Source organism: Streptococcus sp. k-402, from assembly GCF_013277515.1.
In the GTDB taxonomy this organism is placed as follows: Bacteria; Bacillota; Bacilli; order Lactobacillales; family Streptococcaceae; genus Streptococcus.
On sequence record NZ_VMNB01000004.1, the window covers coordinates 257,903 to 274,122 of the forward strand.

Consider the following 16,220-nt stretch of genomic DNA (forward strand, 5'->3'; position numbering starts at 1 on the left):
TTCTCCATTATACTACTTCTCCTATTTTTTACGAATAGATAAGTATGATTGATTTTTATTTTTTTCTTGTCGGGAGCATTCTCGCTTCCTTTCTTGGTTTGGTCATTGACCGTTTTCCTGAGCAATCCATTATCCAACCTGCTAGTCACTGCGATTCCTGTCAGACTCGCTTGCATCCCTTAGATTTGATTCCGATTCTCTCACAGGTTTTTAATCACTTTTGCTGTCGCTACTGCAAGGCTACTTATCCTATCTGGTATGCACTCTTTGAATTAGTCTTAGGGCTCATTTTTCTGCTTTACTATTGGGGATTACTTTCCTTGGGACAAGTCATTCTAATCACTACTGGTTTGACCTTGGGCATCTACGACTTTCGCCATCAGGAATATCCCTTACTGGTCTGGATGACTTTCCACCTAATCCTCATGGCTTCCTCTGGCTGGAATCTAGTCATGGTCTTCTTCCTTGCTCTTGGAATTGTGGCTCATTTTATCGATATCCGCATGGGTGCAGGGGATTTTCTCTTTTTAGCTTCTTGTGCTATCGTCTTTAGCGCAACAGAATTACTCATCTTGATTCAGTTTGCTTCTGCTACAGGGATTCTAGCCTTTCTCCTGCAAAAGAAAAAGGAAAGACTTCCTTTTGTGCCTTTCCTCTTTCTTGCTGCTTGCGTGATTATTTTTGGTAAGCTACTGCTTGTTTGATAAAGTCCTGAATCGGCTCTCCTTGATGGAGAGCTTTTACGATTTTTGAACCGACGATAACGCCATCTGACACCGCATTGAAGCGTTCTACATCGGCTTGACTAGATACGCCAAAACCTGTCAAGACTGGGATATCGGCCACTTGATGCAATTGTGCCAAGTGCTTGTCCAAATCTGCGCGGTAATTGCCTGATTTCCCTGTCACCCCATTGATGGCAACCGCATAGACAAATCCTTCTGCCCCTTCAATCAACTCTTTCTGGCGCTCAATTCCTGTTGTCAAACTAACTAGGGGAATCAAAGCTATATCTGTACCCACCAAAAATGGCTCTACAAAGTTGGCATGTTCATGAGGCAGGTCTGGGATAATCAAGCCCTTAACCGCTGTATCTGCCAAATCTTTGACAAAATTCTCCACACCGTACTGAAAGAGGGGGTTAAAGTAGGTCATGATGACAAGTGGTACTTCTGTTTCAATGGTTTTCAAGGTTTCAACCAAAGCCTGGGTAGAAGTTCTGTGAGCTAGACTGCGCAAGCCAGCTTCTTCGATAACAGGTCCATCTGCAACAGGGTCTGAAAAGGGAATGCCCACTTCAATTGCAGAGACACCCAAATCTTCTAAAAAGTGGATTGTTTCTCCGAGTCCATCCAAACCTTTCTCATGGTCTCCAGCCATGATATAGGGAACAAAAATTCCTTTTCCAGCTGCTTTTATAGCATTCAATTTTTCTGTTAGTGTCTTAGGCATGAGCTTCTCCCTTCTTTGCTGCATCTGCTTCCAAGCGGTCTTTGACTTGAACCACATCCTTGTCCCCACGACCTGATAGACAGACTATCATGGATTTGTCTGGTCCAAGCTCTTTGGCCAATTTCATCGCAAAGGCGATAGCATGGCTAGATTCCAAGGCTGGGATAATCCCTTCTACGCGAGACAAGAGTTGGAATCCTTCCAAGGCTTCTTCGTCTGTCACAGGGACATAGCTGGCACGTTTAATATCGTGGTAGTGAGAATGTTCTGGACCGATACCAGGATAGTCCAAACCTGCTGAGATAGAGAAGGCTTCAAGAATTTGACCATGGGCATCTTGGAGCACATCCATGAGAGAACCGTGAAGGATACCAGGACGACCCTTGGTCAAGGTAGCTGCGTGGTGTTCTGTATCCACACCAAATCCTGCTGCTTCAGCTCCATACATAGCTACAGACTCATCTTCCACAAATGGATGGAAGAGCCCGATAGCATTAGAACCACCACCAACACAGGCTACTAGGGCATCTGGCAGATCTTGACCTGTCAAGTCACGGTACTGTTGTTTAGCTTCTCGACCAATGACACTTTGGAAGTCACGAACGATTTCTGGGAAAGGATGAGGCCCCAAGGCAGAACCAAGGATATAGTGGGTATCATCGATATTAGCCACCCATGAACGAAGAGCTGCATTGACCGCATCCTTGAGCACGCGCGAACCGTCTGTCACTGCCTCAACCTTGGCTCCCAAAAGCTCCATACGGAAGACATTGAGGGCTTGGCGTTTGACATCTTCCTCACCCATGTAGATAGTACATTCCATGTTAAAGAGGGCTGCAGCAGTTGCAGTTGCCACACCGTGCTGACCAGCACCTGTTTCAGCAATAATTTTCTTTTTACCCATGCGTTTAGCCAGAAGAACTTGTCCCAAGGCATTGTTAATCTTGTGGGCCCCTGTATGGTTAAGGTCTTCACGTTTGAGATAAATCTTGGCTCCGCCGATATGCTGGGTCAAGTTTTTTGCGTAGTAAAGAGGAGTTTCACGTCCCACATACTGGCGCAAAAGTTGGTTTAATTCCTCTTGGAAACTTGGGTCTGCCTGACTTTCACGGTAGGCCTTCTCCAACTCCAAAACTGCTGTCATCAATGTTTCTGGGACGAAACGTCCGCCGAATTTTCCGTAAAATCCATCTTTATTTGGTTCTTGATATGCCATTCTTTACCCTCTCTATAAATCTTCTAATCTTTTCATGATCTTTTTGTCCGTCTGTCTCCACTCCACTTGATACATCTACTGCATAGGGAGTAAAGTGTTGAATTGCTTTTACGACATTGTCTTCATTAAGCCCACCTGCGATGAAAAATGGCTGAGCTAGTCCAGTCGTATCCAGTTGGCCCCAGTCAAAGGTCTGGCCACTCCCAGCCACAGGGGCATCAAAGAGTAGATAGTCTGCCTGAGAATTGGGTACATGCCCCTCTCCATCCACTTGCACAGCTTGAATGCTGGCACAAGGCAAATTCTCAAATAAATAATCTGCCACCTGACCGTGAACTTGAACCAAGTCCAAGCCAACTTTGTCAATCGCTTCTAGCAGTTCTGCCCGACTTGGTGAAACAAATACACCAACCTTTTTGACATCTGCAGGAATAAGCTTTGCCAGCTCAGCAGCCTGATCCAAGGTCACCTGTCTTTTACTAGGTGCAAAGACAAAACCGATGTAGTCTGCCCTTGCTGATACGGCTGTTTCCACCGCTTCTTTGGTCGATAGTCCACAAATCTTAACCTTTGTCAATCTGCAACTCCTTGATTCTCTGGGCTACATCTTCTGCCTGCATGAGAGCTGTCCCTACTAAAATTCCGTTAAAGTATGGCGCTACTCGTTCCGCATCCTGCCCTGTGAAAATAGCAGATTCGGAAATGTAGAAGCAATCATCTTTGAAATGTTTAGCCAAATCTACACTGGTCTGCAAGTCAACTTCAAAGGTGGTCAAGTTGCGGTTATTGACCCCGATAATCTGGGCACCAAGTCTGTGAGCCACTTCTAGTTCAGCTAGATTGTGAGTTTCCACTAAAACTTCCAGACCAAGCTCTGTCGCGTAGTCATACAGTTCCTTGAGGCGTTCTTCGGACAAGGCTGCCACGATGAGCAAGATGACTGTCGCACCTGCATTGCGAGCGCAGATAATTTGCTTTTCATCGATAATAAAGTCCTTGTTAAGCGTCGGAATCTGTACCTGACTGGAAATCTCCCGTAGATAATCCAGATGCCCTTTAAAGAAAACCTCATCTGTCAAAACCGAAATCATCGCTGCACCATTTGCTTCATAAGTCTGGGCCTGTTGCACAATATCCACATCGAGATTGATATCTCCCAGACTAGGGCTAGCCTTCTTGACTTCTGCGATTACTTGCAAGCGGTCCTGATGATTCTTCAAAAATTCTGCCAAGCGATAGGTCTGGCGCAGGGACTGGATTTCCTCCAGCTCCATCTGCTCAACCTCACGCGCCTTCTGCTCCAAAATTCGTGCTAAAAATTCCTGACTCATTTTTGGTACTCCTGTAACAGTCTGAGTTTTTCAAGGGCCTTGCCACTAGCAATCACTTGACGAGCTAAGGCAACTCCATCCTTGATACTAACTACCTTACCATTAGCATAGAAACCAAGACCTGCATTTAAAACTGTCGTTTCCAAGAATGGACTTGGTTCATTTTTAAGAACGCTGAGCAAAATTTCTCCATTTTCCTGAGCATTGCCTCCACGAATATCTTCGATAGCGTAGCGCTCCATTCCCAAATCCTCGGGAGTAAAGCTTGATAAGGTGATTTCGCCATTTTCAAGAAGTGCAATTTTGGTTGTTCCATTCAAACCAGCTTCATCCAACCCTTCTGGTCCAGCAACCACGATGGCACGTTTGCGACCCATATTTTTCAAAACCTGAGCTGTACTTTCTAGGAGTTCTGGACGACTAATTCCAAGAAGCTGTGTTTCTAAAGCCATTGGATGAATCAGGGGACCAGTCAAGTTCATAATCGTTGGAATTCCCAATTCCAAACGAGCTGGCATGATGTATTTCATAGCTGGGTGCATATTTTTAGCGAAGAGAAAGACGATTCCAGTTTTATCAAAGACCTTACCTAGTTCAGCTGGTTTGAGGTCTAGGTTGATACCCAAGGCTTCGAGAACATCTGCAGAACCAGATTTAGAAGAAATCGAGCGGTTACCATGCTTGGCCATGTGAACACCGCCACCAGCCAAGACAAAGGCTGCAGTTGTGGAAATATTAAAACTGAAAGACTTGTCCCCACCTGTACCACAGTTGTCCATGGCATCATGAATTTCAGTTGGAATGTGTTGGGCATGTCCTCTCATGACTTGGGCAATGGCTGTGCGTTCTTCAGGTGTTTCCCCCTTCATCTTAAGAGCCAAAAGGAGAGAAGCAATCTGCGCTTCCGTTACACGCCCAGTTACGATACGCTCAATGACATCCGTCATTTCCACACCTGATAAATTTTCAAATTTTGCTAGTTTTTCAATAATCTCTTTCATCCTAGTTTCCTCACTTTACAACCTTCTCGATAAAATTCCGAATAGAAGACAAACCATCTGGCGTTCCGATACTTTCTGGATGGTACTGGAAACCATAAATCGGTAGGTTTTTATGTTGAATTCCCATAATAGCTTGGTCATCAGTCGAACGAGCTGTCACTTCAAATTCTTCTGGCATTTCCTCAATCAAAATACTGTGATAACGCATGACCGCACGGCCATCCTCGATACCTTGATACAAAACAGATGGTGCTTCAAAGCTGATATTGCTCTGTTTCCCATGCATGACTTTTGGAGCCAAACCTAACTTACCACCAAAGACTTCTGCGATAGCTTGGTGGCCCAAACAAATCCCAAGAATTGGCTTCTTGCCAGCAAAATCACGAATCATGTCTTCCATCTTTCCAGCATCAACTGGCCAACCTGGGCCAGGCGAAAAGACCAGACCATCTGCTTTTTCAGCTTCTTCATACAGCTTGGGATCATCATTTCTCAAAACCTGAACTTCTGCAAAATTCCCAATATACTGCGCCAAGTTATAGGTAAAAGAATCATAGTTGTCAATCAATAAAATCATGGTCTTAGTTCTCCAATTTTAGTCATAGATTTAGCTTTGTTAATGGTTTCTTGGTATTCGTTTTGGGCGATAGAGTCGTAGACAATCCCCGCCCCAGCCTGCACATAGGCTGTTTGATTTTTGAGAATCATGGTTCTGATGGCAATGGCAAAATCCATATCACCCGTCGCAGACAAGTAGCCGATTGCTCCTGCGTATACGCCCCGTTTTTCTGTTTCCAGTTCATAGATGCGTCTCATGGCCCGAATCTTAGGTGCTCCTGACACTGTTCCAGCTGGAAGTGTTGCTTTCAAGGCATCCATGGCAGTGAGTTCTGGAAGCAAACGCCCCTTGACCACACTGGTCAAATGCATGACATAACGGAAGAGCTCCACTTCCATATACTTGGTGACTTGGACACTGGCCGTTTCAGAGATGCGACCAATATCATTACGACCCAGGTCTACTAACATTCGATGCTCTGCTGTTTCCTTCTCATCCGAAAGCAAGTCTGTCGCCAAAGCCTTGTCCTCTTCATCCGTAGCACCTCTTGGTCGTGTCCCTGCAATCGGATTGGTTGTCACGATGCCATTTTTAACTGAAACTAAACTTTCTGGACTGGCACCGATGATTTGATAATCCCCAAAGTCATAGAAATAGAGGTAATTCGATGGATTGGTCACGCGAAGATTTCTGTAGAAGTCAAATGGATTTCCAGTCACTTCTGCTGAGAAGCGTTGACTAAGTACACATTGGAACATATCGCCATTACGAATCAAGTCACGAGCGGTTTCCACCATTTCCTCAAACTTCTGAGGAGCAATATGCGGTTTGAAGTCCAGCGGAGATAGATCCAAGTCTTCAAATTCATTTGGAGCAGGAATGCGTAATTCCTCAAGCACTTGGTTCAAGGATTTTTCCAAGTCTTCTTGACTGCGCTCACTATAGAGAGAATCCTCGATGACATGGATTTTTTCCTTCTTGTGGTCAAAGACCATGTAGCTCTCATAAACAAAGAAATGCATGTCTGGCGTCCCAATTGTATCTTCAGGAATTTGACCAATTTCTTCATAAAGCGAAATCATATCGTAACCAACAAAACCAATTGCCCCACCACCAAAAGGTAGCTCTGAATGGTGCTGGCTCTTATGAGTCACTTCATAAAGAAAATCCAAGGGATCCCGATCAATCACTTGACCATTTTGATAAAGGACTCCATTTTCAAACTTAATCTCAAAAACTGGATTATAGGCTAAGATAGAAAAACGAGCTGTTTCCTTGTCTCTCGGAATACTTTCTAGAATAACCTTGTGTTGCCCCTTTAAGCGCATATAAGCCAAGATTGGTGATAAGACATCTCCATGAATGATTCGTTCCATTGTAATTTCCCTTTCAGTTCCTTATTTTTAATTTTTTATCTTTTTCTATTTCCCTTAAATAGTGCGGACGGGAGGTAAAATTATCCAGTGGATGATTTTAGAAAACCATGAAATGAAAGACCTAATTTTTGAGCTCCTCGCTCATTCATTTCTAGGCTCAGGCTAAAATAGTTCCCCGAACTATTTTACTCTCAAAAATTCCGTCCTAGAGAAGCATCTTTGCTTCTCTAGGATACCACTATGGCGGGAAACAGCTTTTAGAAACTCACTTCGTTCGTAAATATTCTATAACGACCTATTTATTGAAAATATTTAAAAAATTAATCGCAATATCTGCGGTAAATATATAAAAATCCCCACGCAAAATAACTTGCGTGAGGACGAAATTCGCGGTGCCACCTCAATTATAGGATTTCTCCTATCTCTCATGCCTGTCTCAGAAACCTCCTGTAACAGGCTGTGCGATAAAGGGCACTCCCTTGAGAATTATGTTTTCTTCTCTCGTTTCAGATGGACCCAACCTTACAGCTTTCTCTGCTTGTTTCCAGCAACCACAAGCTCTCTGTGAGAGAAAAGACTGTAATTTTTCCATCTATTATTTTTTAGCTTCTAGATAGTCTGCAATCGCAGCTACGTCCTTGTCTCCACGACCAGAGACATTGATGATGATAATGTCGTCTTTACTTAGTTTCGGTGCACGTTTAACTGCTTCTGCGATAGCGTGTGAGCTTTCAATCGCTGGGATAATCCCTTCAGTCTTGCTGAGAAGGAGGAGAGCCTGAACAGCTTCTTCATCCGTCGCAGCCACATATTCCACGCGACCTGAATCTTTGAAGTAGGCGTGTTCTGGGCCAACCCCTGGATAGTCCAATCCAGCTGAGATAGAGTAAACTGGAGCTAGCTCTCCATCTTCCTTAAAGACTGCATAAGTCTTCATGCCGTCGACAATTCCGATACTACCTTTTGTCATAGTAGCTGCGTGCTTGTCTGTGTCAAGTCCATGACCAGCAGCTTCGACTCCAACCAATTTAACTTCTTCATCAGCCACATACTGAGAAAAAGCACCAATAGCATTGGAACCACCACCTACACAGGCAATAACGTAGTCTGGTAAACGACCTTCTTTTTCTAAGATTTGACGGCGAGATTCTTCACTGATGACCTTTTGGAACTCATGAACAATGGTTGGATATGGGTGAGGTCCCACAGCAGATCCCAGAACATAAAAGGCTTCAAGGTCATTCATCCATGCTCCAAAGGCTGCATCAACCGCATCTTTGAGGGTGCGAGTCCCTGTTTCAACTGCGTGAACAGTTGCTCCCATCATCTCCATACGGAAAACATTGAGACGTTGACGTTCCACATCCTCTGCTCCCATGTAGACATCACAAGCCATACCAAACTTAGCTGCAGCCGCTGCTGTCGCAACACCGTGCTGACCAGCTCCTGTTTCTGCGATTACTCGTTTTTTACCCATGCGTTTAGCCAAAAGAATTTGTCCTAAAACATTGTTGAGCTTGTGAGAACCAAGGTGGTTAAGGTCTTCGCGCTTGAGATAAATCTTAGCGCCACCTAGGTGGTCTGTCAAACTTTCCGCAAAATAGAGCGGTGTTTCGCGACCTGAATAGTCCTTTAAGTAATGGCGAAATTCTGCCAAAAATTCTGGATCATCCTTGTACTTGTCAAATGTCACTTCCAACTCATCCAACAAAGCCTGAATCGGCTCCGGTACAAAACTACCACCAAATTGTCCAAAATAACCTTTAGTTGTCATAAAATTTTCCTCTTTCAGTATTGATTTCAAGATATGAAAAAAGCCCACACACAGAATATACTTCCATGTGAGGGCGTTGGTAACGCGGTGCCACCTCAATTATAAAGGGACTATCCCTTTACATCTCTGCCTTGTCTAACAACAAGTTGCACTGTAAGGTGTGCGCACCGAATTTTCATTGTTTCAAATTCATTTTTAAAATCAGCCCACTTTCACTACTTCCAACCACCTGTTCACAATCACCACAGGCTCCCTGAAGATCAAAAATAGTTACTTTTCTGATTTGTTGAACTTATTTTAATACTTTGTTTTTTCTTTGTCAAGACTTTTTTACGATTTTTTTGAAAGATGTGTGATTCGAATGTGATAATGTCTTTAGTAAATCGAACGTGAAAATGTCCCACTTGTTAGAAATTGGATCCAACTCAATAGAAACTGAATAGATGCTAAACAGAACTTACTTTAGAACACTCCATCTTTTCCATTAGGATTTTCAAGAATTAAACAATACTAGAAACTCTGTCTCCTAACAAGTTTAGTAGAAACTTCAACAGATGTGACACTTTCCCCCTTTATAATTGCTAATACCCCTTCAATCATTTCTTGAGCTAATTTAACATAATTAGGAGAAATTGTAGATAAAGCAGGAGTGTAATACTGTGAAATTGGAATATTATCAAATCCAACAACGGATATATTATCCGGAATCGCTATTCCTTTTTCGTAACACGCACGAATTAGTCCCTGAACTTTTTCATCGCCTGAAACAAATATAATATCTGGATAATTTCCAAAAGACAAATCATTCACAGCAAAGGAATAAACTGACTCTATTGTAGTTAAACCATAAACTACCTTCAAATCCATAGAATAATTATTATCCTTTAAAAAAGTTCTCACTCCTCTCTCTCGATCCTTATTTACATAAGACTCACCTCCCATAAGTAACCACATATCTTTAAAATTCTTTTCCAAAACTACTTTCATCATATCATAAGTAGCTTGAAAGTTATTGTTAGATACGTAAACTACTCCAGGTGTTTGAGACTCTCCAAAGACAATGAAAGGCATATTATTTTTCTTTAAATATTGGATTCGAATATCATTCTCCCCCTCATAAAAGACAATCACTCCATCTACAAGGCTACCAATACTTGAAATAATTGAATTACTAATCGAATCTTCCTCTCCAAAATATTCAACAATAGCATTTACTCCAAATTGTCTACAAGTTTGTAAAACTTTATCTAAAAGTGTTTGAAACCAGATTAAAGGAAAAGAATCAATCTTCTTCACAGATATTAAAATATTCGTGGTTTCTTTCTTCGTTAAATTCTGAGCATAGGCATTTGGAATATAGGATAACTCATCGATGACTTTTTTTATGGCATTATAAGTCTCAGGTTTTACTCTATTCCCTCCATTTATTACACGTGAAACTGTCTTTGGAGAAAAACCAGACAAACGTGCAATATCATATATCGTTACCTTTTTCCCTTTTTCCATTAAAATACTCCTGTCATAAACCTTCACTATAACTATACAATATTTAAATTATTTTAACAAGAAAATTACATTCTAATCTTTTAATCTAGTTTACATCTGGAGGAAATACTTCACTAAATCTACATTAACTTTCAGTACTAGTAACATAAATTTTACAATTCAATTCACTGTTTTGTACTATTTTGTAAACTGCATTACAAATCACCGTATAAGAAAATACACTACCTGAAAATTCCAAGGAATCATTTTCAGTAAATCCTTCTGTATTTAGAAATGTATTCATTATCTGTTCAATATAACACTCTAATATGGGAACAGCTTTCTCCTTAACAATAACATTTCTAAGCATTTCTTCAAATGGTAAATGACAAGCGAACACCATCTCACAAACATCATAAAATGAATGGAAGTGGTATACCTGTATGAGATTATAGTCATCAAAATAAGTTATTTTTCCTGCATCAAAATCCACTTTATATACTCTCAAATTAGTTAGATCCTTTTCTTCAAAAATTATTATGGACACCTCTAAAAACTACCGATTTTCTATTTTTATTGCTCAGAAAACGTTGATACATCAATGTTTAAAAGTATTGAAATTGAGTTTTTAGATGTGCCCTTATATTTCTTATTATTTAAAGAAAACAAAAGGACTAGAATAATCCGTCCCTTTGTTTATCCCTAGATTAGCTGATTTCCTCAACATAAATCACACCAACAATATTAGCAATTTCTTCCATTAGTTTAAGGTGCTCAAATCTACCTGATAATTCCAGAGTAATAAATGACGCGATTTTTTTGTCTGGAACATCAAAATATTCAATTCTTTCTGAATTAACATCTCCAAATGCAGTTCTAGAATCAGTCATTCTAATGCCATTCTCAGCACAGTATACTAGTACCCGATTATATGCCTCTGTAGATCTAACAACGATATACAATTCGATTATCTTTGAACGACTTTGAAGATATTTTTTTAAAGGTTGGAACATAGTTATAACACTCCAAACAGACATTGCTCCTAGTATGGCTCCTTCATAAAAACCAACACCAATAGCTAGACCGATTCCAGCTGAAGCCCATATTCCGGCTGCAGTTGTTAAACCAGTTATTTTCTTTTTATCTGTAATAAGTATTGTTCCAGCCCCAAGAAAACCAACACCTGATATAACCTGCGCACCTAAGCGTGTAGGATCTCCTGTACCAAATTTATAAGATACATACTCATTAGTCATCATAATTAAACATGCAGCCAGACAAACAATACTATGTGTACGAATACCTGCTGGTTGAGATTTACTTCCTCTCTCTAAACCAATTACACCACCAATAACTAATGAAAGTACAATTCTTAATACAATTTCGATATATGATAGTCCTAAGCTTGTTGCTTGCATTATTATTTCCTTTTTCTACTAACTGGTCTCTGAGTAAAGTATAAAACAGAACCAGAAATTATCATTAATACAATAGTATAAACGAATACAAGTGCTTGAGCATTTGAAGTTGCTGTTTCATCACCTGCTGAACGAATAGTTATACCCAGTGGTTGAGCTAATGGATGGTAAAGAAATACAGATAAGTCGAAGTCAGTTAATAAAGAGTTAAAGTTTAAAGCAATAACAGAGAGAACAACCGGTAAAATAAATGGAATGATAACCTTCATCATAGTATAAAAAGGTGAAGCACCCATACTTCTTGCTGCATCTTCCATCTCATCATCAACACTAAATAAAATAGCACGTACCATTCTATAAGAAAATGGGATTTTTACAACTATATATGCAATAAGTAGAATTACCAAACTACCTACCAAAATCTGATTCAAGACAAGAAATTGTGGCTGATTAAAAGTAAATAATAAACTTACTGCTAAAAGTGTACTTGGTAGTAACCAAGGAAGTAGAGCACCATATTCAAATAAGAAATCAAAACGAGATTTATGTTTTCTGACAACACGAGCAAATACAACTGCGAGAATTGTTGCTGTTGTCGCAGCAATAATAGAATAAATAAAGCTGACCAAGAATGGAGAGAATGCCGCACTATTACTAAAGAATAAGCGATAATTTTCTAAAGTAAAGTTTGATAATGTTAAGTTACCTGTTTGAATTGCAACTGGATCTGTAAATGAGTATAATACTATAAAAATTAGTGGAAGCATGAAAACTGTGAACAATCCATATGCTACAATGTGAGCAATGATATTCCAAGGCTTAGACGCAATTTTTTGTTTTTTAAGAGGCGCTTTAGTCTTAGAGATAGAAATATAATTTCCACCTTTTTCTATCTTGTTCATGATAGTAAGCAAAATTGTAGTTGCAATACCTAAAATAATTGCAAGTAGAGCAGCTAAATCACGAGAATTCCCCATCCCTGCAAATGTAATAATCATTGGATTTATAGTTTGAAATTCTTTACCACCAACAATCATGGGTGCTGCTACTGCAGATAAACCACTAAGAAAAACCATGATAGTAAGTGCAAATAGAGTTGGAATTAAGGTTGGTAACACTACTTTTCGGAAAACAGTAAATGGTTTTGCTCCCATATTTCGAGCAGCCTCAATAGTGTGATAGTCAACGCTTCGAATTGTATTTGTTAAAAACAATGTATGATTAGCAGTTCCTGAAAATGTCATAATGAATAAGACTGCACCATACCCAATAAACCAGTTAGGGTCTAAAGAAGGGATAATATTTTGTAAAAATTTTGTAATCAATCCATAAGGACCATAGACAAATTTATATCCAGTCGCTAAAACCACTCCTCCATAAATTAAAGAGGTCATATAACCTAATTTTAAAATTTTAGCACCTTTAATATCAAAGCACTCTGTAAATAGAACACAAAGAATACCTACGACATTAACTGTAATAATGAGTGAAAATGCTAACTTAAAACTGTTCATAATACTCTGAAGTGCCCTCTGAGATTTTAGAACACGATGTACAGCATCAAGGGAAAATTCTCCTCCTTTTACAAATACATTCACTACTAGATCAAAGTTTGGATAAATAATAAATGTTACTAAGAACCAGATTAACCCTAAACGAATAAGCCAATCTTTTAAATTTAATTTATGACGCATACTGCACCTCCTTAAAATTGCAGAACGTCTGATGGTGTGATAAATAATTCCACACTTTCTCCGACAGATCTAATAGCAGCCTGACTATCAATACTTGTTACATTAAGAATCTGACTTTCAGAAACTTTTATTGTATAGTGAATTGTAACTCCAGAAAACTCAACATCAATAATTGTCCCTTTTAGAGTGAAATCTTGTTCAGTTTCACGATTGAATCGAACTTTCTCTAATCGAATGTATCCTTTTTTATCTTCTAAGAAAACGCTTGCATTTTTCAGTAATACTTCGTGGACTGTTTCATCGGTCAAAACATTAATATCTCCAATAAAATCACATACAAATTCAGTTTGAGAATTATGATAAATCTCTACTGGTGTACCGACCTGTTCGATGTATCCATTGTTAAAGACTGCAATTCTATCAGATAAAGTCAAGGCTTCCTCTTGATCATGAGTAACATATAAAGTAGTAATACCTAACTCTTTTTGAAGTCTTTTCAACTCTTTTCTCAAATCTACACGTAATTTTGCGTCAAGGTTTGACAATGGTTCATCTAGACAAAGAATTTTAGGTTCAAGAACCAGAGCACGAGCCAATGCTACCCTTTGTTGTTGACCCCCAGATAATTCTGATACATTACGCTGTAACTGTTGATCAGAGATCTTAATTTTTGCTGCTACTGCTGATACTTTAGCTTTAATAACATCTGGAGCTACCTTCTTAACTTTTAAACCAAATGCAATATTATCAAAAACAGTCATAGTTGGAAATAGCGCATAAGATTGAAATACAATACCAATTCCACGCTTTTCAGGTTCCAAATGAGTGACATTTGTTCCATTAACTTCAATACTTCCTGATGATGGATCTAGAAAACCTACCAATGCTCTCAAAGTAGTTGATTTACCACACCCTGAAGGCCCAAGAAATGTAAAGAATTCCCCTTCATGTATATCTAAATTCAGATTATCAATTGCAACAAAATCACCATATTTAATTTGAATATTATCAAATTTAATCATCTCACTAACTCCCTCTATTACTAAACCAAAAGCCTCTCTTTATTTCTTCTATAAATTTAGAAATAATAGAGAGACTTGGACATAAAAATTAACTCTTATTTCTTATTGTACGTATTCTAATTCAGCTTTTTCTACCCATTCATCCAAATGTTTTCCAACAGCTTCCCAGTCAATATTTTGTGGTTTCACTTGATCAACAAATTTCTTAGTATCTTCTGGTAGATCTTTGAGGGCATCTTTATTTGCAGGAATAGATCCAAAGTTCTTACTATATTCTACTTGAATTTCTGTTTGACCAAACCAATCAATAAATTCTTTAGCTAACGCTTGTTTTTTACTAGTGCTTAAAACCATAGTTTGTTCAGTTACAAATGGTACACCAATCTCAGGAGTCATAACTTTGAAAACAACATTTTGTTCTTTTTGTCCAACTAATGCACCAGAACCCCACATCATTCCATATTGTATTGGATCTTCTTTGTCTAACATCTTAACAATTGAACTTTCTCCCTTTTGAAGAGTGTATGCATTTTTCAAATATTCTTTTGCTGCTTCCCAACCTTTTTCGGAAACACCTAATTCACCTTTATCATCAAGGTATCGAACTAAGATACTTGCTAGAATTGCCCGTCCTGTTCCACCTGAGAGCCCAGAAATTGAATATTTACCTTTATACTTACTACCTAATTCAGTCCAATCTTTAGGCATTTCTTTTACATCAGGCGCCCCAATTAAAACTAATGGTTGAACAATCACAGGATTATAATAATTATCTTTATCTGATAAAGATTGATCAATTTTATCTAACCATTTAGGCTTGTACTGGACTAGTAATTTTTGATCTCTAATTTTATTTGAATCAACAGCACCAATTCCAAATACCATATCTGCAACTGCATTATTCTTCTCGGCAATAACACGGTCTGCTAATTGAGCGCCAGGAATATCAACCATTTTTATATTAAAACCAGCTTCTTTTGCTTTAGCAGTTAACCAATCACCACGACCATTTGAGACTGAGTTCGAATAGATTACTAATTCTTGACTTTTATCAGCTTTTTCTTCAGATGAAGAAGCAGTCGTAGAATTTGAACCTCCAGAGCAAGCAGCAAGTGTAGTAAGAGCAACTCCCGTTGCAAGTACAGTAGACCAAACTTTCATTTTTTTCATGATAAGTTCTCCTTTTTTATTATTTTATTTAAATTTTTCGTGATATGGAACAAATTGTCTCATATCTTCAAATACAGTATAGTCAATACGGTTTACAGTAATAGTTGGAATCTTCTCTAATAAAATTTCAGTTAATTCCGCTCTAACTTTAGTAAACTCTTCTTCCTCCTCTTCGGTTAGAGGAATCCGAAGATACCCAATTGAAATATGGAATTGATATCTATCATGATTAGGGAAACGAACACCTGCTTTTTCTGAGACATAAGTACGAATTTCTTCTAATCTCTTAGCAGAAGCTTCATCTGCAGGTTCAACTAGTATGTTTTGTTTTCCCATTTCCGTTACACGCATAAGAATTTCTTCATTTAACAATGGAAAAATTTCAAGTTGTTTAGCAAAGTAATCATGTATTTCCTGTAAAGGTGTATCAAGAGGAAGATTACTGCTCCAAAACTCCGTTTCACGATTTTCATGGCACAACAATTCAATTACAGTCATGTGAATAGAATTCCTTGGAGTTAAAGTAAACTTATCGATAAATGGTAATTCTCTATAACGTGATTGAATAATATCAACAACTTCCATCAAATCTTGTTTAGTATAAAGATTTGCTACAACAGTATTTCCTGGAAAATGATTAAATTCTCCATTTTCTTTGAACTTAATTTTTGTTAGGTTTTTCATATAAAGACCCTCTTTTTTATATTTGACACCGGTGTCAT

At 38.9% G+C, this 16,220-nt stretch carries 15 protein-coding genes and 1 other annotated feature; of the genes, 1 reads left to right on the plus strand and 14 read right to left on the minus strand.

The features are described 5' to 3' along the window. Positions 1-44: 44 nt before the first annotated feature. Positions 45-704, plus strand: a complete 660-nt coding sequence (locus tag HT724_RS04040; protein WP_173276503.1) for an A24 family peptidase — start codon at positions 45-47, stop codon at positions 702-704. On the opposite strand, the gene trpA is transcribed toward HT724_RS04040, so the two are convergent. The 14 genes from trpA to HT724_RS04110 all read right to left on the minus strand — a co-directional run bounded on the left by trpA (position 676) and on the right by HT724_RS04110 (position 16,182). Continuing rightward, positions 676-1,452 carry a tryptophan synthase subunit alpha gene (gene trpA / locus HT724_RS04045; RefSeq protein ID WP_173276502.1) on the minus strand — a complete coding sequence of 259 codons (777 nt, stop codon included), beginning with the start codon at positions 1,450-1,452 and terminating at the stop codon, positions 676-678. The two genes, HT724_RS04040 and trpA, sit on opposite strands and share 29 nt — an antisense overlap. Further along, positions 1,445-2,668, minus strand: a complete 1,224-nt coding sequence (trpB, locus tag HT724_RS04050) for a tryptophan synthase subunit beta (RefSeq protein ID WP_173276501.1) — start codon at positions 2,666-2,668, stop codon at positions 1,445-1,447. Before trpB (HT724_RS04050) ends, trpA begins: the two co-directional genes overlap by 8 nt. Then, positions 2,646-3,245: a phosphoribosylanthranilate isomerase gene (locus tag HT724_RS04055; RefSeq protein ID WP_138701960.1), complete on the minus strand. Its 600-nt coding sequence runs from the start codon at positions 3,243-3,245 to the stop codon at positions 2,646-2,648. Before HT724_RS04055 ends, trpB (HT724_RS04050) begins: the two co-directional genes overlap by 23 nt. Continuing rightward, complete coding sequence (trpC, locus tag HT724_RS04060; protein WP_173276500.1) at positions 3,232-3,999, minus strand: indole-3-glycerol phosphate synthase TrpC; 768 nt, start codon at positions 3,997-3,999, stop codon at positions 3,232-3,234. The genes HT724_RS04055 and trpC overlap by 14 nt, the downstream gene beginning before the upstream one ends. Further along, positions 3,996-5,000, minus strand: a complete 1,005-nt coding sequence (trpD, locus tag HT724_RS04065) for an anthranilate phosphoribosyltransferase (RefSeq protein ID WP_173276499.1) — start codon at positions 4,998-5,000, stop codon at positions 3,996-3,998. The genes trpC and trpD overlap by 4 nt, the downstream gene beginning before the upstream one ends. A gap of 10 nt (positions 5,001-5,010) precedes the next feature. Beyond that, on the minus strand, positions 5,011-5,577 hold the full coding sequence (locus HT724_RS04070; RefSeq protein ID WP_042900462.1) for an aminodeoxychorismate/anthranilate synthase component II: 567 nt from the start codon (positions 5,575-5,577) through the stop codon (positions 5,011-5,013). Beyond that, entirely contained in the window at positions 5,574-6,935 is a 1,362-nt protein-coding gene (trpE, locus tag HT724_RS04075) for an anthranilate synthase component I (protein WP_173276498.1), read from the minus strand. Before trpE ends, HT724_RS04070 begins: the two co-directional genes overlap by 4 nt. Before the next feature lie 373 nt (positions 6,936-7,308). Then, positions 7,309-7,540, minus strand: a binding site (T-box leader). Continuing rightward, a complete protein-coding gene (trpB, locus tag HT724_RS04080; RefSeq protein WP_000208439.1) occupies positions 7,531-8,709 on the minus strand; it encodes a tryptophan synthase subunit beta in 1,179 nt (392 codons plus the stop codon). It overlaps the preceding feature by 10 nt. Positions 8,710-9,219: 510 nt before the next feature. Further along, the gene (locus HT724_RS04085; protein ID WP_000410752.1) at positions 9,220-10,215 is read right to left on the minus strand and encodes a LacI family DNA-binding transcriptional regulator; all 996 of its coding nucleotides are present in this window, start codon (positions 10,213-10,215) and stop codon (positions 9,220-9,222) included. 686 nt (positions 10,216-10,901) lie between these two features. After that, entirely contained in the window at positions 10,902-11,612 is a 711-nt protein-coding gene (locus tag HT724_RS04090; protein WP_001149044.1) for an MgtC/SapB family protein, read from the minus strand. 2 nt (positions 11,613-11,614) lie between these two features. Continuing rightward, positions 11,615-13,306 (minus strand): iron ABC transporter permease, encoded by a 1,692-nt coding sequence (locus tag HT724_RS04095; protein WP_173276497.1) that lies wholly within the window; start codon positions 13,304-13,306, stop codon positions 11,615-11,617. Positions 13,307-13,317: 11 nt separating this feature from the next. Continuing rightward, positions 13,318-14,328, minus strand: coding sequence for an ABC transporter ATP-binding protein (locus tag HT724_RS04100; protein ID WP_061389837.1), 1,011 nt, complete (start codon positions 14,326-14,328; stop codon positions 13,318-13,320). Positions 14,329-14,430: 102 nt separating this feature from the next. Continuing rightward, positions 14,431-15,498, minus strand: coding sequence for an extracellular solute-binding protein (locus tag HT724_RS04105; RefSeq protein ID WP_173276496.1), 1,068 nt, complete (start codon positions 15,496-15,498; stop codon positions 14,431-14,433). A 24-nt stretch (positions 15,499-15,522) separates the two neighbouring features. Next, complete coding sequence (locus tag HT724_RS04110) at positions 15,523-16,182, minus strand: DUF1868 domain-containing protein (RefSeq protein WP_050206829.1); 660 nt, start codon at positions 16,180-16,182, stop codon at positions 15,523-15,525. Positions 16,183-16,220 lie beyond the last annotated feature (38 nt).

What these genes read in the sequence shown, in the direction of transcription:
- HT724_RS04095 (WP_173276497.1), bottom strand. Translation starts at nt 13,306, where the DNA reads ATGCGTCATAAATTAAATTTAAAAGATTGGCTTATTCGTTTAGGGTTA.
- trpC (WP_173276500.1), bottom strand. Translation starts at nt 3,999, where the DNA reads ATGAGTCAGGAATTTTTAGCACGAATTTTGGAGCAGAAGGCGCGTGAG.
- trpB (WP_000208439.1), bottom strand. Translation starts at nt 8,709, where the DNA reads ATGACAACTAAAGGTTATTTTGGACAATTTGGTGGTAGTTTTGTACCG.
- HT724_RS04070 (WP_042900462.1), bottom strand. Translation starts at nt 5,577, where the DNA reads ATGATTTTATTGATTGACAACTATGATTCTTTTACCTATAACTTGGCG.
- trpB (WP_173276501.1), bottom strand. Translation starts at nt 2,668, where the DNA reads ATGGCATATCAAGAACCAAATAAAGATGGATTTTACGGAAAATTCGGC.
- trpE (WP_173276498.1), bottom strand. Translation starts at nt 6,935, where the DNA reads ATGGAACGAATCATTCATGGAGATGTCTTATCACCAATCTTGGCTTAT.
- HT724_RS04040 (WP_173276503.1), top strand. Translation starts at nt 45, where the DNA reads ATGATTGATTTTTATTTTTTTCTTGTCGGGAGCATTCTCGCTTCCTTT.
- HT724_RS04100 (WP_061389837.1), bottom strand. Translation starts at nt 14,328, where the DNA reads ATGATTAAATTTGATAATATTCAAATTAAATATGGTGATTTTGTTGCA.
- trpA (WP_173276502.1), bottom strand. Translation starts at nt 1,452, where the DNA reads ATGCCTAAGACACTAACAGAAAAATTGAATGCTATAAAAGCAGCTGGA.
- HT724_RS04085 (WP_000410752.1), bottom strand. Translation starts at nt 10,215, where the DNA reads ATGGAAAAAGGGAAAAAGGTAACGATATATGATATTGCACGTTTGTCT.
- HT724_RS04105 (WP_173276496.1), bottom strand. Translation starts at nt 15,498, where the DNA reads ATGAAAAAAATGAAAGTTTGGTCTACTGTACTTGCAACGGGAGTTGCT.
- HT724_RS04090 (WP_001149044.1), bottom strand. Translation starts at nt 11,612, where the DNA reads ATGCAAGCAACAAGCTTAGGACTATCATATATCGAAATTGTATTAAGA.
- HT724_RS04110 (WP_050206829.1), bottom strand. Translation starts at nt 16,182, where the DNA reads ATGAAAAACCTAACAAAAATTAAGTTCAAAGAAAATGGAGAATTTAAT.
- trpD (WP_173276499.1), bottom strand. Translation starts at nt 5,000, where the DNA reads ATGAAAGAGATTATTGAAAAACTAGCAAAATTTGAAAATTTATCAGGT.